We start from the raw sequence: 19,806 nt of genomic DNA, 5'->3' as shown, positions 1-19,806 counted from the left end.
CGGCGTCGTAGCCGCTGCCACCGACCCACAGCACTTATTCCAATGTGACCTTGGCCGTCTTGATCACGTCGGCCCACATCTTGCGATCCTGCGCGAGGAACCCGGCAAAGTGCTCGGGCGTATCGCCCACGGGCTCGGAGCCGAACTCCGCCATCTTCTTCCTGACTTCCGGATTCGCCAGCGCCTTAACCAGGGCCTGGTTGTAGCGGGCCACGATCGCCTTCGGCAGGTCCTTCGGCCCGAAGATGCCTTGCCAGGTCGGCATGTTGAAGTCCTTCAGGCCGCTCTCGGCCAGCGTCGGCACCTCCGGCAGCAACGGCGAGCGCTTGCTGCCCGTGACTGCCAGCGCCTTGACCTTGCCGCTCTTGGCTAGCGCCGCGGCGGTGGTGATGTTATCGACCGTCATGGCGATATGGCCGCCCATCAGGTCGGTGATCACCGGCGTGGCGCCCTTGTACGGCGCATGGACCATGTCGATGCCGAGGCGGTGCAGCATGGTCTCGGCGATCAGATGGTTCGAGGTGCCGACGCCCGCGGTGCCATAGGTGACCTGCGGCGTCTTTTTGACATACGCGGCAAAGTCGGCCATGGTCTTGACCGGCAGGGCCGGGTTGACGATCACCACATTGGGCTGCGTGGCCAGCATGACGATGGGGGTGAAGTCATCGGCCTTGTACGGCGTGCCCTTGGGGTTGAGCACGTGGGTCACCGCCATCGCGCCGGCGGCACCCATGCCGATGGTGTAGCCGTCGGCCGCTGCCTTGGCCAGCTTGTCGGCGGCGATATTGCCGCCCGCGCCGGGCACGTTTTCCACCACCACCGGCACGCCCAGGCTTTCCGACAACGGTGCCTGCACCAGCCGCGCCAGCAGGTCGGCCGAGCCGCCCGGGGCAAAGCCCACCAGCAGGCGCACCGGCTTTGCCGGCTTCCATTCCTGCGCCTGCGCGGCCGGGGCCATCGCGGCGGCCAGGCCGATCCACATCATGCCGCGTGCCAGCGGCTTCCTCCACTTTCCTACCTTTTCCATGCCTTCCAGCTCCAGCAGTGTCATGGGCAATCTGTCAGCGGGCTTGCCCTTACCCGGAATGCGTTCGTAGCCTGATCTGGTCTTGGGCGCGCCAGCAGGCCGCCGCACCAGCCAGTACCTGTCCCAGCAGCCGTGCCACCATGCGGTTCGACAGCAGCACCGGAGCCCCCGCATGGCGCGCCACCGTGGCGCGCATGGCTTCGGTGTAGCCCATGCAGTGCATCACCACCAGGTCGCAGCCGCGCAGCGCCGCGCCCGCCTGCGCGAAGCGGCCGGTATCGCTGTCGGCGCTATCGGTATAGGGCGATGCATGCGTGACGCGCAGTTCGCAGGGCACCGGCTGGATCAGATGAAAGCCGCTCACCTGCGTCTCCAGCGGCAGCACGATGCCGAGCCGCTTGCAGCCCTGCGCCAGCGCTACCGTCAGGTGGTCCACCACCTGCTGCGGTTCCAGCACCAGCGTCTGCATCGGCGGCAGCGCGGTGCCGGTGCACAGCGGGACCAGCGCGTCGAAGCGGCCGTCGTCCAGCGAGGCCATCAGCCTGGCCAGCATGGCCTCGGCCACCGGCTTGCCCATCACCGCCTGGGTGCCGTCGCGCAGGCGGCTGGCGAAGCGGTACTCGCCGGCGGCGGGCGCCAGCGCTGCGATCGCGTCCGGACTCAGCGCATCGAGGATGCCGAACTCTTCGACTTCGGCGGGCAGTCCCAGGTCGGCCATCATCTGCGGCACCACGTCGGTCCGCGGCGACTGCCCGATGGTGACGAAGGCCACGCGCGGCGGGCGCGGGGCGGCCGTGGTCATGCTGCGGCCCCGACGGTCTGCAAGTGCGCGAGCGAGCCGTAGCGCCGCTGCAGCTCGGCCCATTCCTCGGCATCGTAGAAGGCGCACTGGCCCTGGCCGAACTGCTTGGCGACCTCGATGCAGAAGCGCGTCGCCACATCGATGTCGAAGGCGTTGGTGACGCCGGTGGCGCATCCGGGCACGGTGGTCTGCGCGGTCAGCGCTACACCGACGACCGGGGCGGCGGTGACGATAGCCGGCTGCATGATCGAATTGACATGCCACAGGCCATTCTCATACGGCGTGATGTCCTGCGTGGTCAGCGGCAGCACCGACGGCAGTTCGCCGCTGACCCAGCCCATCAGGTCCAGCATCCGCTCCGGCAGGCGCAGCAGCCAGCCTTCCTTGGCCACCGGCGTCAGCGCCACGCCGCGGCGGTTGACGAAGCGGTTGCCGCGGGTGGTGTCGACCGACAGGATCGCCGCCATGTCGGGATGCACCTCGTGCGACATCATCGTGCGCATCGCGAAGGGCGATTTCATCATTGGCACCGGCTGGTGCGGCCGCGTGGCGGCGTGCGGGCAGATGTGGGTATGGATCCGCACCGGGCCGGCCAGCACATCGCCGCTGGCGGCCATGTCGGCCAGCTTGAGCGCGGTGGCGACGGCGACGATGGCGCCGTCGGCATCGGACACCAGGCCCGTCACGGCCGGGCGCGCACCGACGCCGCCCAGGCGGCCGACCACGCCCAGCGCAGGCGCGTCGGGATTGCGGCCGGGCAGGGTGCAGGCGAGGAAGTCGGTGTAAAGGCCGTTCTCTTCCACGCGTGTCACCGTGACGTCGCGGATGCCGCGTGCGCGCAACAACGTGGCAACGGTCTCGCCGGCGACGTTGGCTGCGGACAGCAGCTCGATCGATTCGATTACCTGCTTGATGGACATCTTGCTTGGGGTTCCTTGCTTGCTTGACTGGATGGCGAGGCTCAGAGGGCAGCGGCCGGCACTGACAAAGCGCCGGGCGCGACGTCCACGATCTGCTGGCCAAGGAACCAGCGTGCGCCATGCGCGCCGCCCATCTCCATGTGATCGCCCGAGACCCGCACCCAGTTGCCTTCGGGCAAGCCCAGCACCGGCGTCTGCGGCTGCAGCACCGTGAACTCGGCCAGCCGCTGGTCGCGCGTTTCGCCGCGGAAGCCGGGCACCACCAGGTTGAAGTAGTGCGGATTGACCTGGAACGGCACCAGCCCGAGCGCATCGAGGCCGCCGGGGTCGGCGACCGGCATGTCATTGGTGGTGCGGATGGTGGGGCAGGCGACATTGGTGCCGGCGCTCCAGCCGATATAGCGTGCCGCGCCCGCGGCCACCTGGCGTGCAATCACCGGCAGCAGGCCGCGCTCGCGCAGGCATTGCAGCAACCGGAAGGTGTTGCCGCCACCGATGACGATCAGTTCGGCCGCTTCCACCGCCCGCACGCAGTCCGCATCGGAGAGCCGGTGCGGCGAATGCGCTGCAATGCCGGCCGGAGCCAGCGCGTCGCGCAACAGCGCTTCATAGCTGTCCCAGTCGCGCGTGACGCCGGCGAACGGCAGGAAGCAGGCACGGGCGCGCCCGCCGGCCAGTTCGCGGATCGCGTCGTGGGCGTGGACGAGGTAGCCCGCGTCGCTGGAGGAGTTGCTGAGTAACAGGAGTTCCATGGGATTGAGCTGCCGGGATGACTATTTGGTGGCGGTGTCGCCGGGATGGCGCCAGAGCGGATCGCCCAGGCGCTGCCCGACCGGCGCCACCGCCTGCACCAGCGTTTCGCGCAACGCGCGTGCCTGGGCCTGGCTGACCTGCATCGCGGTGAAGGACAGGCACAGCCCGCGCACGTCTCCCGAGAGCGGGTCCGCCAGCGTGGTGGCAACGGCGCCGATGCCCGGCATGCCTTCGTTGACGGCGATGGCGCTGCGCTCGGCGCGGGCCGTGGCCACGCGCTCGCGCAGCTCAGACACGGTGGCCGGACATCCGGCCGGTGCGTCGGGCAGCTTGCGGGTGCCGCTGGCGCCATAGCGCGCGCTGAATTCGGTTTCGGGCAGGCGCGACAGCAGCACGCGGCCCATGGCGGTGGTGAAGGCCGGGCGTCGCGCGCCCGGCGGCGACAGCACCTGCACCGGGTTGCTGCCGTTCAGGCGCTGCAGCACCACGGTGTCGGTGCCGTCGAGCATCGACAGGTAGGCCGTGAAGCCGGTCGAGTCCGACAACGCGGCGAGGATCTCGCGGCATTGGTCGTCGAAGGGATGCGCCTGCGTGGCCGCATGCGCCGCGCGGATCACCAGTGTGCCCGGGCGATAGCGTCGCGTGGCCGGCTGCAGTTCAAGCAGCCGGTAGCGGACCATCTGGGCCAGCAGGCGCGATGCCGAGCTCTTGGCCAGGCCCAGTTCATCCAGCACATCGTTGAACGTGATCTCGTGGCGGCCGTGACCGAACAGGTCCAGCACGCTCTCCACGCCTTCAAGAATGCTCACTTCGGCTCTCCGCCTAAGTTGTTTGCTGAGGTTCCGTTTTTCGGAACCTGGGTTCCGTAATTCGGTTGGCAAATCATAGGGCGATGGGTGGCGGAACACAAGGGGAAATTTCCCTGGCCGAATACGGGCAAAAAAAATGGCCCCGAACCGGGGCCATTCCATGCCTCCTGGAACCGCGCGCTCAATGCGCCGCCATCGCGTCCGCCGAGCCGCCACCGCCGCCCCTGGCCGGCCGCGTCAGCCAGACAAAGCCGATCAGCGCGAAGAACAGCACGCCCGAGATCCAGAAGATGTCGTTGGCACCGAGCATGGCGGCCTGCTGGGTGATATTGCGCTCGATCACGCCGACCGCCTGCGCCTGGCTCATGCCCATCTGCATCAGGTGGTTGAGCTGGTCGGTGTAGGCCGGGTTGTACGGGTTGGCGTGCTCGACCAGTTGCGCGTGGTGCAGGGCCGAACGGTTCTCCCAGACGGTGGTCGAGACCGACGCGCCGATGCCGCCGAAGGTGATCCGCACGAAGTTCGACAGGCCCGAGGCGGCGGGGATCTTTTCCGGCGGCTGCCCTGACAGGATGATCGAAGTCAGCGGGATGAAAAACATCGCCATGGCCGCGCCCTGGATCAGCGTGGGCACCATCAGCGTCCAGGTATCGACCTGCGTGGTGAAGCCCGAGCGCATCAGGCTGACGATGCCGAAGGTGATGAAGGCCGCGGTGGCGACCCAGCGTGCATCCATCTTCGGCAGGTTGCGCCCGATCACCGGCGACAGCAGGATCGCGAAGATGCCGACCGGCGCCATCACGATGCCCGCGTCGGTCGCGGTATAGCCGACGATGGTCTGCAGCCACAGCGGCAGGATCACCAGGTTGCCGAAGAACAGCCCGTACGCCACCGAGATCGCGACCACGCCGGAACTGAAGTTGCGGCCCTTGAACAGGCTGATATCGACAATGGGATGCTTCTCATAGGTTTCCCAGGCGAGGAAGAACAGGAAGCCGACGATCGCCACCAGCGTCAGCACCACGATCTCGGTCGAGTGGAACCAGTCCAGCTCCTTGCCCTTGTCCAGCATCAGCTGCATCGAGCCCACCCAGATCACCAGCAGCGCCAGGCCGATGCGGTCGATCGGCAGCACCTTGGTGGGGGTCTCGCGGTCCTTGTAGATGGCCCAGGTGGCGTAGGCGGTGACGATGCCTACCGGCACGTTGATGTAGAAGATCCACGGCCAGGTCATGTTGTCGGAGATCCAGCCGCCCAGCAGCGGGCCCATGATCGGTGCCACCAGCGTGGTCATGCCCCATAGCGCCAGCGCCATGGTGCTCTTCGCGGGCGGATAGCTCGACAGCAGCAGCGACTGCGACAGCGGGATCATCGGCCCGGCCACCGCTCCCTGCAGCACGCGCGCGGCCAGCAGCGTCTCCAGGTTCGGCGCGACCCCGCACAGCCACGACGCCAGCACGAACAGCAGGATCGAGGTGATGAACAGCCGCACCGCGCCGAAGCGCGTGGTCAGCCAGCCGGTCAGCGGCACCGAGATCGCATTGGCCACCGCGAACGAGGTGATGACCCAGGTGCCCTGGTTGGGCGCCACGCCCAGGTCGCCCGAGATCGCCGGGATCGACACGTTGGCGATCGACGAGTCCAGCACGTTCATGAACGTGGCCAGCGACAGCGCGATGGTGCCGAGCACCAGCTTGCCGCCGGTCAGGGGCTGCGGCTGCTGCGGCAGGGCCCGCGCCGGCGCCGGGCCGGCGCCCGGCTGCGCCGCGGGCGCGGCCGGTGCGGCGGATGGGGAGGTGGCCATGATCAGGTATTGGCGGGCTTGGCGGACTTGGGGGACTTGGCGGCGTTGGCGTGAGCGGCGCTGGCCGAGGACAGGCCGGTGCCGCGGCCGCCGTTGTTGGCGGCGATGATGCGCGCGATCAGCTGGTCGGCATCCTGCGCCACCTTGTCATAGACGTCGGTCTGCATCGGCCTGGCCGGCGCGGCGGCGGCCATGGCGGCGCCTTCCTCGCGGCGCACGTCGACCTTGACCGTCATCGACAGGCCCACGCGCAGCGGGTGGTCCTTGAGCTGCTGCGGATCCAGCGCGATACGCACCGGCAGGCGCTGCACCACCTTGATCCAGTTGCCGGTGGCGTTCTGCGCCGGCAGCAGCGAAAACGCCGAGCCGGTGCCGGCCGAGAAGCCGGCGACCTTGCCGCGGTATTCGACCCTGGAGCCATAGACGTCGGCTTCCAGCGTCACGGGCTGGCCGATGCGCATATGCGTGATCTGCACTTCCTTGAAGTTGGCATCGACCCAGACCTGGTCCAGCGGCACCACCGCCATCAGCGGCGCGCCGGCGGCCACGCGCTGGCCGACCTGCACCGAGCGCTTGGCGACGTAGCCGGTCACCGGCGCGGGCAGCGCCGAGCGCGCGAACGACAGGTAGGCCGAGCGCAGGTTGGCGGCGGCGCGCTGCACGTTGGGGTGGTTCTCGACCGTGGTCTGGTCGGTCAGCACCTGGTTCGATGCCAGCTGCTCGCGCGCGGCCAGCAGCGCCGACTCGGCGCCCTTGAGCGCGGCTTGCGCGTGCGAGATCTCTTCATTCGACACCGCGCCCGAGCCGGCGATGGCTTGGCGCCGGCGCAGGTCGTCGCGGGCCTTGGCCACGTCGGCTTCGCGCAGCGCCACGTTGGCCGCCAGCGAGCCGTTGTTGACGTAGAGCGTGCGCACTTCGCGCACGGCCTGTGCCAGCTGGGCCTCGGCCTGTTCCAGCGCCACCTGCGTGTCGGCGCGGTCGAGCTGGATCAGCGGCTGGCCGGCTGTGACCAGCTGGGTGTCGTCGGCCGCGATCGACACGACGGTGCCAGCCACCAGCGGCGTGACCTGGACCACGTTGCCGGCGACATAGGCGTCGTCGGTGCTTTCGAAATGGCGGGCATACAGTCCCCAGTACACGCCGTAGCCGATGCCGGCGACCACGATCGCCGCGGTCAGCGACAGCAGCATGCGCTTGCGCTTGCCGTTGGGAGGGGTGGCCGTGGCTTGCTGGGGGGTGTTGGTGCCGGCCGCTTGCTGGTTGTTGCTCATGATGTCTTCTGGATAATCTTGTCTGCGATCACCGGGTGCGCGGATCAGCCGCGGGCGCCCGCCTGGGTGTGGCCCTGGGTGTGGCCGGGCTGCCGCGCCGGACCATGGGCGACGCTCTCGTGGCCTTCGGCCGGCTCCTGGTAGCCGCCGCCGAGCGCCTTCATCAGGCCCATCTGCAGGTCCAGCCGCCGCGCCTGCAGGTCGGTCGCCAGGCGGCGCTGCTGCAGCACGTTGCTTTCCGCGTTGAGCACGGTCAGCTGCGTCCCGAGCCCGGCCTTGTAGCGCGTGGTGGCCAGCGCGTAGGCGTGCTCGGCCAGGTCCAGCGCTTCGCGCTGGGTCTGGATCTGCTTGTCGACGCTGCGGATGCTGGTCATGACATCGGCGGTCTCGCGCAGGGCATCGACCAGCGCCTGGTTGTAGTTGGCCACGGCAATGTCGTAGCCGGCGTACTTGCCCTTCAGGTTGGCGCGCAGCCTGCCGCCCTCGAAGATCGGCAGGCGCACGGTCGGACCGATGCCGAAGGTGCGGCTGATGCCCATCAGCAGGTTCGAAGGATCCAGCGCGGCGAGGCCGGCAAAGGCGGTCAGGCTGACGTCGGGCAGGAATTCCTTCCTGGCGACGTTGATGTCCTTGGATGCCGCCTCGACGCGCCAGCGCGCCGCCACCAGGTCAGGGCGACGGCCCAGCAGGCCGATGGTCAGGTCGTCGGGCAGGGTGGGCGTAGCCTGGGCCAGCAATACCGGCGGCTGGATCTGCAGGCCGCGGTCCGGGCCCTTGCCCAGCAGCGCGGCGAGCTGGTTGCGGGCCAGCGCGATCTCTTCGTCGACGCGCTGCAGGTCGGTCTGCGAGGCCGCCACCGTGCCGCGCGCCTGGGTGGTTTCCACCTGCGTGTCCAGTCCGGCGGCGAGGCGCTGGCGCGACAGCTCGGTCAGGTCGCGGCGCTGGGCGATGGCGCGCTCGGCCACGTCGCGCTGCGCATACAGCGCGGCCAGGCGCGCGTAATTGCGCGAGATCGACGTTGCCAGGATCAGGCGCGCGGCCTGGCTTTCGGCCTCGGCGGCGCGGTCATCCGACAGCGCGGCTTCGAGCGCATCGTGATGCTTGCCCCAGAAGTCGAAGTCATAGGACAAGCCCACCTGCAGGCGCGACTGGTTCTGCCACGAGCCCGCCAGCGGCGTGCCTTCGAACAGATCCTTCTCGGAGAAGCGCTGGCGGATCAGGCTGCCTTCGAACTCCAGGTGCGGGTAGAGCGCGCTGCGCGTGGCCTCGGCCATGGCCCGCGACGCTTCCACCCGGGCAAAGGCCGCCTGCAGGCTGGGATTGTCCTTGACCGCTTCGTCGACCAGCGCGCTCAGCTGCGGGTCCTTGAACTGGGCGACCCAGTCCTGCGACGGCCACTGGCCGTGCTCGCCGGGCAGGGTTTGCGAAGTCGCCATCGCGGCCGGATCGGCCATGGTCTGGGTGCTGTGCGAATTGCCAAGCGCCGCGCAGCCGGCCAGCGCCGCGGCCGCGATCGCGGTCAGCGCCAGCGTGCCGACGCCGCGCGCCAGCTTGCGGGAACTGGCAGGCCGGTTAAATCGGAAGGAAAGAACTGGTTTCATGGTGTTGCTCCGTGGCGGAGCCATACGGTGTCTACGGGCTGCTGACGGTGTCCGGCCGGGCCGGCCGACGCGGACGATCTGGCGTGCCGGAAGTCCGGCGCGCAGCCTGCTACCCGCTGTTGGCGATGACCCGCCGCAGCATGCTGCGCAGCAACTGGATCTCGTCTTCGGAAAAACCTCGAAAGTGGTGCGCAAGGACCTTGCAGAAGATTGCCGGCAGTTGCTGCACCAGTTCCTGGCCCTGCGGCGTCACCGACAGGTCGACCACGCGGCGGTCGGCGTCGCGGCGGCGGCGCTCGATCAGGCCGCGTTTTTCCATGCGGCTGAGCAGACGCGTGACCGAGCCCATGTCGGTGTTCAATTCGCGGCCCAGGTCGGTGACGGTCGAGGCACGGCCGGTGGCCAGCATCATCAGGCAGCTTGCCTGGGCGTGGGTGATGTCCAGGCTGCCGACCTCCTGTTCGACGCCGTGCGCCAGCATGTTCTTGGCCCGTTGCATCAGATAGCCGACGCTGTCGCACATATGGTACTGGGCGGGATCGAACAGGCCGCCCGGCGTGGCTGGCGGCATGGGAGAGGGGGCTTGTGACATCTTTGCCTTTGCAATCTTTGCTGTGGCAAATATATGTTCACGTTTAACGATCCGCAAGAAAGGAAATTGTTCATTGCGGAATCCGCAAATGTTTTCCCTAGGCCAGGGGCGGTTCCGGTCAACGCTTCTTGCGCCGCAACATGCTAGAATGTTGGGTTACCTCAGATTCTCCGGCCCTCCTTGCGAGGGCCCCGTTCTTAGCGAGACGCAGCAATGACCCGCGCCATCCGAAATATCGCCATCATCGCCCACGTCGATCATGGCAAGACCACCCTGGTCGACCAGCTCCTGCGCCAGGCAGGCACCTTCCGCGACAACCAGCAAGTCGCCGAGCGGGTGATGGACTCGAACGACCTGGAAAAGGAACGCGGGATCACGATTCTCGCGAAGAACTGTGCCGTCGAGTACAACGGCACCCATATCAATATCGTCGACACCCCGGGCCACGCCGACTTCGGCGGTGAAGTGGAGCGCGTGCTGTCGATGGTCGACGGCGTGCTGCTGCTGGTCGACGCGGTCGAGGGCCCGATGCCGCAGACCCGCTTCGTCACGCGCAAGGCGCTGGCGCTGGGCCTGAAGCCGATCGTGGTGATCAACAAGATCGACCGCCCGGGCGCGCGTCCGGACTGGGTCATCAACCAGACCTTCGACCTGTTCGACAAGCTGGGCGCGACCGACGAGCAGCTCGACTTCCCGGTGATCTACGCCTCGGGCCTGAACGGCTACGCCGGCCTGACCGAAGACGTGCGCGACGGCGACATGAAGCCGCTGTTCGAGACCGTGCTCGACAAGGTGCCGGTGCGTGACGACGACCGCGACGGTCCGCTGCAGCTGCAGATCATCTCGCTGGACTACTCCAGCTACGTCGGCAAGATCGGCGTGGGCCGCATCTCGCGTGGCCGTGCCCGTCCGCTGCAGGACGTGGTGGTCAAGTTCGGCCCGGAAGGCAACCCGATCAAGGGCCGCATCAACCAGGTGCTGAAGTTCCAGGGCCTGGAGCGCGAAATCGTGCAGGAAGCCGAAGCCGGCGACATCGTGCTGATCAACGGCATCGAAGAACTGGGCATCGGCTGCACCGTGTGCGCGCCCGAGGCCCAGGACGCTCTGCCGATGCTGAAGGTGGACGAGCCGACGCTGACCATGAACTTCTGCGTCAACACCTCGCCGCTGGCGGGCCGTGAAGGCAAGTTCGTGACCAGCCGCCAGCTGCGCGAGCGCCTGGACCGCGAACTGAAGTCCAACGTGGCGCTGCGCGTGGCCGATACCGGCGACGACACCATCTTCGAAGTGTCCGGCCGCGGCGAACTGCACCTGACCATCCTGCTGGAAAACATGCGCCGCGAAGGCTACGAGCTGGCCGTGTCGCGTCCGCGCGTGGTGTTCAAGGAAATCGACGGCGTCAAGTGCGAGCCGTATGAACTGCTGACCGTGGACGTCGAAGACAGCCACCAGGGCGGCATCATGGAAGAGCTGGGCCGCCGCAAGGGCGAACTGCTCGACATGGCGTCGGACGGCAAGGGCCGTACCCGCCTGGAATACCGTATCCCGGCCCGTGGCCTGATCGGCTTCCAGGGCGAGTTCCTGACGCTGACGCGCGGCACCGGCCTGATCAGCCACATCTTCGACGACTACGCGCCGGTGCGCGAAGGCGGCCTGGGCGAGCGCCACAACGGCGTGCTGATCTCGCAGGACGACGGCGACGCCGTGGCCTACGCGCTGTGGAAGCTGCAGGACCGCGGCCGCATGTTCGTCAAGCCGGGCGATGCGCTGTATGAAGGCATGATCATCGGCATCCACAGCCGCGACAACGACCTGGTGGTCAACCCGATCAAGGGCAAGCAGCTGACCAACGTGCGCGCCTCGGGTACCGACGAAGCGGTGCGCCTGGTGCCGCCGATCCAGATGTCGCTGGAATACGCGGTGGAATTCATCGCCGACGACGAACTGGTCGAGCTCACGCCGAAGAGCATCCGCCTGCGCAAGCGCCACCTGAAGGAGCACGAGCGCAAGCGTGCCGCCCGCGAAGGCGCATAAGCGCCTGAGCAGCCGGACCTGCCCAAAAAACCGCGCCTGCCAGGCGCGGTTTTTTTATTGCGTTTCCGGCAGCGTCGCCGGCGCGGCGGCGCGCGGGCTGCGCCATTCCGGCGGCTTCCACAGGTAGCGCGGGTCGCGGTCGCGCCAGGCATCGGCAAACATGTCGCGCCATTCGTGGAAGGTCAGCGTCAGCGGATCATGGCTGCGCACCTGGCGCGTAATGCCGTAGACCGGCGCCTCGCGTTCGGGGACGAAGGTACCGAACAGGCGGTCCCAGATCGTCAGCACGCCGGCATAGTTGCGGTCGATGTATTGCGGGTTCCTTGCATGGTGGACGCGATGGACCGAAGGCGTGTTCAGCAGCCGCTCGACCATCGGCCAGCGTTGCCCCAGGCGCGTATGGACGAAGAACTGGAAGCCCAGGTTCAGGCCCACCGCAAGGATGACCCAGTCGGGCGTGAAGCCGATATACGCCAGCGGAATCCAGAACAGCCACATGCCTGACAGCGGGTAGGTCAGGCTCTGCCGGAACGCGGTCGAGAAATTCATGCCTTCCGACGAATGATGCGTCACGTGCGAGGCCCACAGCCAGCGCACGCGATGGCTGGCGCGATGGAACCAGTAGTAGAGGAAGTCCTGCAGCAACAGCAGCAGGAAGAACGACCACAACGTCTGCGGCACGGCCTGCAGGCCGTGCTGGTAGCACCACGTGTAGACGGTGCGGACCATCAGCCAGAGGAAGAACGCGTCCGAGGCCTGGTGCATCAGCGCCAGCGCGGCGTTGGAGAGCGTGTCGCGCAGGCTGTAGACGGCCGGGTCGCGGCGCGACCAGTACCACGCTTCGGCGCCGACGGTCAGCACGAAGACCGGCGCGAAGGCCAGCAGCACGAGTCCGGGATCGAGCGATGCGGTGTTCATCCCGGCAGTGTGCCCGTTCGCCGGGAAATTGCCACGAGGGCTTCCTCCAAACGCTGGCGCTGTGTGTCGGGTGGGCCGCTTTCGCCACTTGATGGCGATGCTGTACTGCCATGCAATTCTGTCACGCGTGTGAAGGCCATCAATACGGGTAAAGGATGCAGCGCCGGCGCCGTAGTTGGACAGGGCAGCGGCGCGGCGCGCCGCCTTCATTCCAGTTTCCTTATTCCCCCGGAGCCTTATCCATGTTCAGGAACACGACTATCGGCGCCAGATTGTGGTTTCTTACTATCGTCACAAATTTGTTGTTGCTGATTGTCGGCGCCGTTGGCTGGCTTGGCATGTCGCGCAGCAACGAGGCGACGCACCAGATCTATGGGCAGCAGCTGTCGGCCGCGGTCAACCTGGCCGAAGCGCGTTCGAACCAGTTGCTGGTGCGCGTGCTGCTGGACCAGGCCACCTTTGCCGCCGATCCCGCCGACGCCAAGGCGCGCGCCGCGACCGCCGAAGGCTTTGCGCGCGATTCGGAGAAGGCCTGGCAGGCCTATCTCGCGCTGCCGCGTTCGGCCGACGAAGCGAAGGTGGCTGAAGACGTTACCGCCAAGCGCGATGCATTGTTCAAGCAGGGCGTGGCGCCCATGATCGCCGCGCTGCATGCCGGCGATCGCGACGGCGTGATGAAGGCGGTGCTGGAAACCATTCCGCAACTCGATATCGCCTTCACCGCCGTCAACACCGAGCTGAACAAGCTGCAAGTGGCCAGCGCCAGGCAGGTCTACGAGGCCTCGCAGCAGCGCTACCGCAACCTGTTCATGCTGTCCGTGTGCGTGCTGGCAGCGGGACTGGTGTTCAGCACCGTGGTGGCATGGCGCCTGCGCCGTTCGATCGTGCAGCCGCTGGATACGGCGATTGCGCGCTTCGAAAGGATTGCCGGCGGTGACCTGAGCGGTGCCGCCGCCGGCGGCGAAGTGCGGGCCGACGAAGCGCTGGCCGACGAAGCGGCGCGCAACGAGACCGCGCGCATGCTCGGCATGCTTGGCCGGATGCAGGCCAGCCTGGTTGCCATGGTGGGTGATGTGCGCGGCGGTGCCGATTCGATCGCCGCGGCCAGCAAGCAGATTGCCAGCGGCAACGCGGACCTGTCGCAGCGCACCGAGCAGCAGGCGGCTTCGCTGGAGGAAACCGCTTCGAGCATGGAAGAACTGACCAGCACCGTGCGCCAGAATGCCGACAGCGCGCGCGAGGCGCGCGCGCTCGCCAGCGATGCCGCGACCCTGGCCGGGCGCGGCAGCGATGCAGTGCTGCGCGTGGTCAATACCATGCAGTCGATCGACGCCAGCTCTGGCAAGATCGTCGACATCATCGACGTGATCGAGAAGATCGCGTTCCAGACCAATATCCTGGCGCTGAACGCAGCGGTGGAAGCCGCGCGTGCCGGCGAGCATGGCCGCGGCTTTGCCGTGGTGGCGGGCGACGTGCGCGACCTGGCGCAGCGCTGCGCCGGCGCATCCAAGGAGATCCGCGCGCTGATCGGCGCCTCGGTGGCCAATGTGCGCGAGGGCTCGGGGCTGGTCGATGAGGCCGGGCGCGCGATGCAGGACATCGTCGACGCGGTGCAGCGTGTCAGCGCCATCATCGGCGATATCAGCGCGGCGTCGGACGAGCAGTCCAACGGCATCGAGCAGGTCAACGTGGCGGTGTCGCAGATGGACAGCATGACGCAGCAGAATGCGGCGCTGGTCGAGCAGGCCGCCGCGGCCGCGGCATCGCTGGAAGAGCAGGCGCAGCGGCTTACCTCGCTGGTGGCGACGTTCCGGCTGGCCTGAACGGGCAGGGCGCATGCATGCCGGCATGCGCCGCAAGCTGCCCATGCGCGTGCGCTTGCCAAGGTGACTGGCGTAAAATTGCCAGTTGCATTGGAGGAGTACGACATGACTGAATTCGTCACGACCGAGGTCCGCGGTGGCGTCGGATACCTGACGCTGAACCGCCCGCAGGCGCTCAACGCGCTGTCGCTGGACATGATCCGCGCCATCACGCAGGCGCTGCGGGACTGGGCCGCCGCGCCCGAGGTGGCTGCCGTGGTGGTGGCCGGTGCCGGTGGCAAGGCGTTCTGCGCCGGCGGCGACATCCGCTACTTCCATCAGGCCGCGCATGCGGGCGATCCGCTGCTCGACCAGTTTTTCGTTGAGGAATACGCGCTCAATTTCCTGATCCACCGCTACGCCAAGCCCTATATCGCGCTGATGGACGGCGTGGTGATGGGCGGCGGCATGGGCATCTCGCAGGGCGCGCGCCTGCGGCTGGTCACCGATCGCACCAGGATGGCCATGCCCGAAACCAATATCGGCCTGTTCCCGGATGTGGGCGGCGGCTGGTTCCTCGCGCGCACCCCCGGACGCATCGGCGAATACCTGGGCCTGACCGGCACCGTGATCCACGCCGCCGACGCCTTGTATGCCGGCCTGGCCGACGCCTACCTGCCGGGCAACCGCCTGGCGGAACTGGTCGAATCCCTGCGCGCGCAGCAGTTCGCCAGCGGCGATGCGGTGCTGGCGCATATCGAAACCTTCACCACCGCGCACCGCGCCGATTGCGTGCCCGCGCAGAGCACGCTGGCCGGGCTGTCGGAGCAGATCGACACGCTGTTCGCGGGCAACACCGCGCAGGACATTGTTGCCGCCGTCAGCGACACGCCGGGAGACTGGGCCGCGCAGACCGCCGCCATGCTGCGCAGCCGTTCGCCGCTGATGCTGTGCGTGACGCTGGAGCAGATCCGCCGCGCGCGCAGCATGTCGCTGGAAGACGAGCTGCGCATGGAGCTGGACATGATGTACTACGTGTTCCGCAAGGGCGATGGCGTCGAAGGCATCCGCGCGCTGGCGGTCGACAAGGACCACAAGCCGCGCTGGCAATACGCGAGGCTCGACGAAGTCAGCCGCGAGAAGGCGCTGTCGTTCTTCGACAGCCCGTGGCGCCAGGAGGAGCACCCGCTGGCGGCACTGGGCAAGCCTGTCTGACATCGCTGCACGGAACGCTCCGGCGCCGACTCGGGTAGAGTGACGGGCAGGGTCTGGCGCCCGCGCACGGCGATGCCGCGCGCGGGCGCCGCCTGTGCCAATCCGTCCACACCGTCAAAGGAGCCGTAATGAGTGATCCTCGTGATGTCGTTGTACTGGTGGGAAGCCTGCGCAAGGAGTCATACAACCGCAAGCTGGCCAAGGCGCTGATCGCGCTGGCGCCGCCGCAGCTCAGGCTGGAAATCGTCGAGATCGGCAACCTGGAGCTGTACAACCAGGACCTCGACGACAAGCCGACCCAGGCCTGGACCGCATTCCGCGACCGCATCCGCCGCGCCGACGCCGTGCTGTTCGTCACGCCGGAATACAACCGCTCGGTGCCCGCGCCGTTGAAGAACGCCATCGACGTGGGTTCGCGCCCCTATGGCAGCAGCGTCTGGGACGGCAAGCCCGGCGCCATCGTCAGCGCATCGCCGGGCGCCATCGGCGGCTTCGGTGCCAACCACCATCTGCGCCAGTCGCTGGTGTTTCTGAATATCCCCATCTTGCAGCAACCGGAGGCGTATATCAGCGGCGTGGACAAGCTGTTCGACGAGCAGGGCGGGCTTGCCAACGAGTCGACCAAGGGTTTCCTGGGCAAGTTCATGACTACGTTTGGCGCCTGGATCGAGCGGAACGCGCCGCGCTGAGGAGGCGCGCAGCGTCAGCTTTCGAAGCCGTGCCCGAAAAGCAAAACGGCGCCTGAATCAGGCGCCGTTTTGCAGGGAATTTTGGGGTGGCTGATGGGACTCGAACCCACGACGACAGGAATCACAATCCTGGACTCTACCAACTGAGCTACAGCCACCGTAGAGGTCATCAGCGAAGCGCTGATCGACGAAAAACAAGATTATACAAACAGATTTTCGAGATGGCTAGTATCCCGCACAAAAAATTTTGACGGGCATCGCTCAGGAACGGGACGGGCTCCACTTGGCCTCGAGCAGCACCGCCTGCTTGATCGCGGCGATGGTCTCGGCCTCGGTATCGAACTGGCCCAGCAGCCGGCGCGACTTGCCGTTCAGCACGGCTTCCTGCAGCGCTTTGCCCGCGGCTTCCGAGGTGCCGGGGTGCCAGCAGTAGCGCGCGGTCCATTTGCCATCCTGGAGTTGTTCGGCGACCCAGATCACCCTGAAGTCTTCATAGACCACGCCGAAAGGCGCTTCTTTTTCCACGTTGTCTTTGTCCATGCTGCCTCCCCTGCCGGCACGGTCCGCATACCGTGCCTGATTTCGCCTGGGGAGCGTGCGGAAATCGTATCACGGGTCCTGGATGAGTTCCGGACCATGTCCGCCAGCCAAATATGCTGCGCACAGCCCCTACCTCTGCAGGGTTCATGCGGCACGTGCCCGAAGCGATACTCGAGTCCGAGGGACATTGACCCCCCTCGACCTTCCCGTCAGGCGGCCTGCCCCAGGGGCCGCCTGCCTCTTTTTCCTTCCACTGCTTTCCTTCGCCCCGGCAGCCGACGTTTCCATGCCGCACCACGCCTGCGATGGAACCTCTCGGCCACGCGCGAGCCCAACCGAAGTTATCGACGCAGGGAACAGGCCATGCAGAACAAGTGTAGATGGACGGCGAGGACTCTTGCGGTGGCGGCACTGGCGGCCTTGATGGGCGGGTGCGCCGCGGGCGGCGGTACCGAGGGCAGGGAATCGAGCATCACGACTTACGGCACGCTGGACATCGGTATCAGCCATACGCGATAGCCATGGCGATGCACCTCCAGCGCAATCAATTTTGCGTGACCGATGGAACGCTTGTCCGGGAGGCCGGTCAAATCGGTTCGTCCATGTGGTGCCGGGCGAGCGCACAAAAAAAGAGTCCGCAGCGCGGACTCTTAACTTTAGCGATCTCAAATGCCCTGAAGGCCGTTGCACTGTAACTGCCATGCGGGCAAAGCACCATTCGGGTAAACGAAGAGCGATGTCGCAAGCGCGAGAGCGCCGACGAAAAAAAAGCCCGCCGGAGCGGGCTAATAATCAGTTGAAGAAAGCCCTGTATTCGAGGGCAGGCACAGTGTAAGAAAGTGCCCTGCCTCAGCGAATTAGGGGAATCCCTTTCCGGACGCCGGTTTCCGGGCGATCGGGCATCTCATGTGCGGCGCGCGGAACCCGCGCGCCGCCATGCATATTTTCACGATTCGAAGTTAGAGCGCAGCCTCGGCACGGCACCCGCCCGTGCGCGCTTACGCGGCCAGCGGCTCTTGTGCGTGCGGCCGCAGATGCATGCGCGCTTCTTCGAACAGCGCATCGACGTCGGTCCGCGTGCGCGCCGCATGCATGCGCTTCGCATCGGACAGCACGCGGCGCCAGCCACGTCCGCCGGCGATGCCGCGATGCAGTCCGAGCATGTGCCGTGTCACGGCACCCATATATCCGCCTTGCTCAACGAAGTCGCCGATATAACGCTGCATCGCCAGTTCGACCTCGAGCCGCGACGGCACTGCCGCATTGGTATCGCCATAAAAGCGCGCGTCCATTTCCGCAAGGATGTACGGCTGGTGATATGCCTCGCGTCCGATCATGACGCCATCGACGTGCTGCAGATGAGTGGCGATTTCGTCATGGCTGACGATGCCGCCGTTGATCAGGATCTCGAGCTCCGGGAATTCGCGCTTGAGTTGGTATGCCACCTCATAGCGCAGCGGCGGAATCTCGCGGTTTTCCTTCGGGCTCAGGCCCTTCAGGATCGCATTGCGCGCATGGACGATAAACGTGCCGCAGCCCGCCTGCGCCACCTTGCCGACAAAATCGCGGACGAAATCGTAGTGCTCGATCTTGTCGATGCCGATGCGATGCTTCACGGTTACCGGAATCTCCACCGCATCGCGCATCGCCTTCACGCAGTCCGCCACCAGTTCCGGTTCCGCCATCAGGCAGGCGCCGAACGCGCCGCGCTGCACGCGCTCGGACGGGCAACCGCAGTTAAGGTTGATTTCGGCGTAGCCCCACTGCTGGCCAAGCTTCGCCGCCATGGCGAGATCGGCCGGCTCGCTGCCACCCAGCTGCAGCGCGACCGGATGCTCGGCCGCATCGAAGTCGAGGTGGCGCGGCACGTCGCCATGCAGCAGCGCGCCGGTGGTCACCATCTCGGTATATAGCCAGGTATGGCGGCTGAGCTGGCGATGGAACATGCGGCAATGACGGTCGGTCCAGTCCATCATCGGCGCAACCGAAATGCGGCGGGGATTTACGTTCATGGAATACGGCAATTGGGTGCGGGCCGGACACGGCAGCAGGCCCCTGAGAATGGTGCGGGGGCATGGGCAGGTCACTGCACCCCGGCAGGGGCCAAGCGCGGGGCGGGCCAGCAAGAAGACGTGAGTATAGGCTACCGCGCCAAGGTCTGCTGCGCCACGATCTAAGCGGAGCCATAGCGGCTGGCCGGCAAAATTCGCTGGACTGCTGTGCTCCGCGCGCAGGCGCACGCCACCCGCCAGCGGCTGGATATGAAGCTCGGCGTGTTCGCGGGTCGATGCCGAAGGCATTCCGATGTGAATACTGGAAGCGCGACGGAGAATGAAGAGAAGATCGAGTGCAAGCGCCGGTGAGCGCCTTGCCGTGCCGAACGCCGCTGCTGGCTAATGGCGCAAAAATCGAGATAGCGCCTGGCCCGCGCGCAGGGTAAAATCCGCACCTGGCGCCCGCAACACCCGCACGAAGACTGTGAAAATTTCAGCGCCAGTGCGGAACAATGCGAAGCCGAAAGCGTTGATTTCAATGGGGTCAGTAGTGGGATCGAGTCCCATCCAGCCACCCCAAGCATTCTCCAGGACGGTGCCTCTCAAGGGCGCCGTTTTGCATTCCCCGGGGGCGGTATGTTGGTTCGAACGGTACTGATTGGCGCAGCGATGGCAACCATGGTGGCAGGGTGTGCCACTGGCACTTCGGAGAAGGATGTCCGCGCTCGCCCGCCGATGCGGCTGTTTACGCCGGTCAAGATGGCCGAGGTCGCGAAATGCCTGCGCAACAATCTGGGCGATGAAGCTACGCTGGTCCAGTTGCCGGCGAAAAACCAGACCGAGATCCGTATCGGCCAGAGCGCGGCAAGCGGTGAATATCAATACGCCTACCTGATCTCTCTGACGGCACAGGCCGATGGCACGGCGCTGGAACTACGCAAGACCGATACCTGGTTTCCCCAGCTGACGCCGACGGAACTCGAGGCCGAAGCCAAGGCGTGCGCGCGTAGCTGAGCGGGACAGAGACCCGGCGAC

18 protein-coding genes and 1 tRNA gene are annotated in these 19,806 nt (G+C 66.6%); 5 read left to right on the top strand and 14 right to left on the bottom strand.

Features of this window, described 5'->3' with window-relative positions:
- Positions 1–34 precede the first annotated feature (34 nt).
- The 9 genes from CBM2588_RS10505 to CBM2588_RS10465 form a co-directional block, all read right to left on the bottom strand.
- A complete protein-coding gene (locus tag CBM2588_RS10505; protein WP_115681460.1) occupies positions 35–1,027 on the bottom strand; it encodes a Bug family tripartite tricarboxylate transporter substrate binding protein in 993 nt (330 codons plus the stop codon).
- Between the two features lie 49 nt (positions 1,028–1,076).
- The gene (locus CBM2588_RS10500; protein ID WP_115680486.1) at positions 1,077–1,829 is read right to left on the bottom strand and encodes an AroM family protein; all 753 of its coding nucleotides are present in this window, start codon (positions 1,827–1,829) and stop codon (positions 1,077–1,079) included.
- Positions 1,826–2,749 carry a DUF1177 domain-containing protein gene (locus tag CBM2588_RS10495; RefSeq protein ID WP_115680485.1) on the bottom strand — a complete coding sequence of 308 codons (924 nt, stop codon included), beginning with the start codon at positions 2,747–2,749 and terminating at the stop codon, positions 1,826–1,828. Before CBM2588_RS10495 ends, CBM2588_RS10500 begins: the two co-directional genes overlap by 4 nt.
- 41 nt (positions 2,750–2,790) lie before the next feature.
- Entirely contained in the window at positions 2,791–3,501 is a 711-nt protein-coding gene (gene pepE / locus CBM2588_RS10490; protein ID WP_115680484.1) for a dipeptidase PepE, read from the bottom strand.
- A 21-nt stretch (positions 3,502–3,522) separates the two neighbouring features.
- Positions 3,523–4,311 carry an IclR family transcriptional regulator gene (locus tag CBM2588_RS10485; RefSeq protein WP_115680483.1) on the bottom strand — a complete coding sequence of 263 codons (789 nt, stop codon included), beginning with the start codon at positions 4,309–4,311 and terminating at the stop codon, positions 3,523–3,525.
- Between the two features lie 181 nt (positions 4,312–4,492).
- Complete coding sequence (locus tag CBM2588_RS10480; RefSeq protein WP_115680482.1) at positions 4,493–6,115, bottom strand: DHA2 family efflux MFS transporter permease subunit; 1,623 nt, start codon at positions 6,113–6,115, stop codon at positions 4,493–4,495.
- Between the two features lie 2 nt (positions 6,116–6,117).
- On the bottom strand, positions 6,118–7,386 hold the full coding sequence (locus tag CBM2588_RS10475; protein WP_115680481.1) for an HlyD family secretion protein: 1,269 nt from the start codon (positions 7,384–7,386) through the stop codon (positions 6,118–6,120).
- Between the two features lie 44 nt (positions 7,387–7,430).
- Positions 7,431–8,987 carry an AdeC/AdeK/OprM family multidrug efflux complex outer membrane factor gene (locus CBM2588_RS10470; RefSeq protein ID WP_115680480.1) on the bottom strand — a complete coding sequence of 519 codons (1,557 nt, stop codon included), beginning with the start codon at positions 8,985–8,987 and terminating at the stop codon, positions 7,431–7,433.
- Positions 8,988–9,096: 109 nt separating this feature from the next.
- Positions 9,097–9,579, bottom strand: coding sequence for a MarR family winged helix-turn-helix transcriptional regulator (locus CBM2588_RS10465; RefSeq protein ID WP_115680479.1), 483 nt, complete (start codon positions 9,577–9,579; stop codon positions 9,097–9,099).
- Between the two features lie 213 nt (positions 9,580–9,792).
- On the opposite strand from CBM2588_RS10465, the gene typA reads away from it, so the two are divergent.
- On the top strand, positions 9,793–11,613 hold the full coding sequence (gene typA, locus CBM2588_RS10460) for a translational GTPase TypA (protein WP_012353096.1): 1,821 nt from the start codon (positions 9,793–9,795) through the stop codon (positions 11,611–11,613).
- A gap of 54 nt (positions 11,614–11,667) precedes the next feature.
- Here the strand turns inward: typA and CBM2588_RS10455 are convergent, their stop codons facing one another.
- Positions 11,668–12,531, bottom strand: a complete 864-nt coding sequence (locus CBM2588_RS10455) for a sterol desaturase family protein (protein ID WP_115680478.1) — start codon at positions 12,529–12,531, stop codon at positions 11,668–11,670.
- A 242-nt stretch (positions 12,532–12,773) separates the two neighbouring features.
- Between CBM2588_RS10455 and CBM2588_RS10450 the strand changes: the two genes are divergently transcribed.
- The 3 genes from CBM2588_RS10450 to CBM2588_RS10440 all read left to right on the top strand — a co-directional run bounded on the left by CBM2588_RS10450 (position 12,774) and on the right by CBM2588_RS10440 (position 16,237).
- Positions 12,774–14,354 carry a methyl-accepting chemotaxis protein gene (locus tag CBM2588_RS10450; RefSeq protein ID WP_115680477.1) on the top strand — a complete coding sequence of 527 codons (1,581 nt, stop codon included), beginning with the start codon at positions 12,774–12,776 and terminating at the stop codon, positions 14,352–14,354.
- 105 nt (positions 14,355–14,459) lie between these two features.
- The gene (locus tag CBM2588_RS10445) at positions 14,460–15,548 is read left to right on the top strand and encodes an enoyl-CoA hydratase/isomerase family protein (RefSeq protein WP_115680476.1); all 1,089 of its coding nucleotides are present in this window, start codon (positions 14,460–14,462) and stop codon (positions 15,546–15,548) included.
- 128 nt (positions 15,549–15,676) lie between these two features.
- Positions 15,677–16,237, top strand: a complete 561-nt coding sequence (locus CBM2588_RS10440) for an NADPH-dependent FMN reductase (RefSeq protein WP_115680475.1) — start codon at positions 15,677–15,679, stop codon at positions 16,235–16,237.
- Between the two features lie 82 nt (positions 16,238–16,319).
- On the opposite strand, the gene CBM2588_RS10435 is transcribed toward CBM2588_RS10440, so the two are convergent.
- From CBM2588_RS10435 to CBM2588_RS10420, 4 genes are all read right to left on the bottom strand, one after another.
- Positions 16,320–16,395, bottom strand: a tRNA-His gene (locus CBM2588_RS10435).
- A gap of 103 nt (positions 16,396–16,498) precedes the next feature.
- The gene (locus CBM2588_RS10430) at positions 16,499–16,777 is read right to left on the bottom strand and encodes a hypothetical protein (protein ID WP_026164422.1); all 279 of its coding nucleotides are present in this window, start codon (positions 16,775–16,777) and stop codon (positions 16,499–16,501) included.
- Positions 16,778–17,775: 998 nt separating this feature from the next.
- A complete protein-coding gene (dusA, locus tag CBM2588_RS10425) occupies positions 17,776–18,789 on the bottom strand; it encodes a tRNA dihydrouridine(20/20a) synthase DusA (RefSeq protein WP_115680474.1) in 1,014 nt (337 codons plus the stop codon).
- 381 nt (positions 18,790–19,170) lie between these two features.
- Entirely contained in the window at positions 19,171–19,338 is a 168-nt protein-coding gene (locus CBM2588_RS10420) for a hypothetical protein (protein ID WP_172583580.1), read from the bottom strand.
- Positions 19,339–19,440: 102 nt separating this feature from the next.
- On the opposite strand from CBM2588_RS10420, the gene CBM2588_RS10415 reads away from it, so the two are divergent.
- Positions 19,441–19,785 (top strand): hypothetical protein, encoded by a 345-nt coding sequence (locus CBM2588_RS10415; protein ID WP_231942128.1) that lies wholly within the window; start codon positions 19,441–19,443, stop codon positions 19,783–19,785.
- The last annotated feature ends 21 nt before the right edge of the window (positions 19,786–19,806 follow it).

It is taken from the genome of Cupriavidus taiwanensis (assembly GCF_900250075.1).
GTDB classification, from domain to species: domain Bacteria; phylum Pseudomonadota; class Gammaproteobacteria; order Burkholderiales; family Burkholderiaceae; genus Cupriavidus; species Cupriavidus taiwanensis_C.
Note: the sequence above shows the minus strand (reverse complement) of the source record. Positions and strands in the feature narration are given on the sequence as shown.

Excerpts from the sequence above, each read along its gene's own strand:
- CBM2588_RS10415 (WP_231942128.1), top strand. The coding sequence starts at position 19,441 with ATGGCAACCATGGTGGCAGGGTGTGCCACTGGCACTTCGGAGAAGGAT.
- CBM2588_RS10430 (WP_026164422.1), bottom strand. The coding sequence starts at position 16,777 with ATGGACAAAGACAACGTGGAAAAAGAAGCGCCTTTCGGCGTGGTCTAT.
- CBM2588_RS10470 (WP_115680480.1), bottom strand. The coding sequence starts at position 8,987 with ATGAAACCAGTTCTTTCCTTCCGATTTAACCGGCCTGCCAGTTCCCGC.
- CBM2588_RS10495 (WP_115680485.1), bottom strand. The coding sequence starts at position 2,749 with ATGTCCATCAAGCAGGTAATCGAATCGATCGAGCTGCTGTCCGCAGCC.
- CBM2588_RS10505 (WP_115681460.1), bottom strand. The coding sequence starts at position 1,027 with ATGGAAAAGGTAGGAAAGTGGAGGAAGCCGCTGGCACGCGGCATGATG.
- CBM2588_RS10465 (WP_115680479.1), bottom strand. The coding sequence starts at position 9,579 with ATGTCACAAGCCCCCTCTCCCATGCCGCCAGCCACGCCGGGCGGCCTG.
- pepE (WP_115680484.1), bottom strand. The coding sequence starts at position 3,501 with ATGGAACTCCTGTTACTCAGCAACTCCTCCAGCGACGCGGGCTACCTC.
- CBM2588_RS10455 (WP_115680478.1), bottom strand. The coding sequence starts at position 12,531 with ATGAACACCGCATCGCTCGATCCCGGACTCGTGCTGCTGGCCTTCGCG.
- typA (WP_012353096.1), top strand. The coding sequence starts at position 9,793 with ATGACCCGCGCCATCCGAAATATCGCCATCATCGCCCACGTCGATCAT.
- CBM2588_RS10440 (WP_115680475.1), top strand. The coding sequence starts at position 15,677 with ATGAGTGATCCTCGTGATGTCGTTGTACTGGTGGGAAGCCTGCGCAAG.
- CBM2588_RS10420 (WP_172583580.1), bottom strand. The coding sequence starts at position 19,338 with ATGGGACTCGATCCCACTACTGACCCCATTGAAATCAACGCTTTCGGC.
- CBM2588_RS10445 (WP_115680476.1), top strand. The coding sequence starts at position 14,460 with ATGACTGAATTCGTCACGACCGAGGTCCGCGGTGGCGTCGGATACCTG.
- dusA (WP_115680474.1), bottom strand. The coding sequence starts at position 18,789 with ATGAACGTAAATCCCCGCCGCATTTCGGTTGCGCCGATGATGGACTGG.
- CBM2588_RS10475 (WP_115680481.1), bottom strand. The coding sequence starts at position 7,386 with ATGAGCAACAACCAGCAAGCGGCCGGCACCAACACCCCCCAGCAAGCC.
- CBM2588_RS10500 (WP_115680486.1), bottom strand. The coding sequence starts at position 1,829 with ATGACCACGGCCGCCCCGCGCCCGCCGCGCGTGGCCTTCGTCACCATC.
- CBM2588_RS10450 (WP_115680477.1), top strand. The coding sequence starts at position 12,774 with ATGTTCAGGAACACGACTATCGGCGCCAGATTGTGGTTTCTTACTATC.
- CBM2588_RS10480 (WP_115680482.1), bottom strand. The coding sequence starts at position 6,115 with ATGGCCACCTCCCCATCCGCCGCACCGGCCGCGCCCGCGGCGCAGCCG.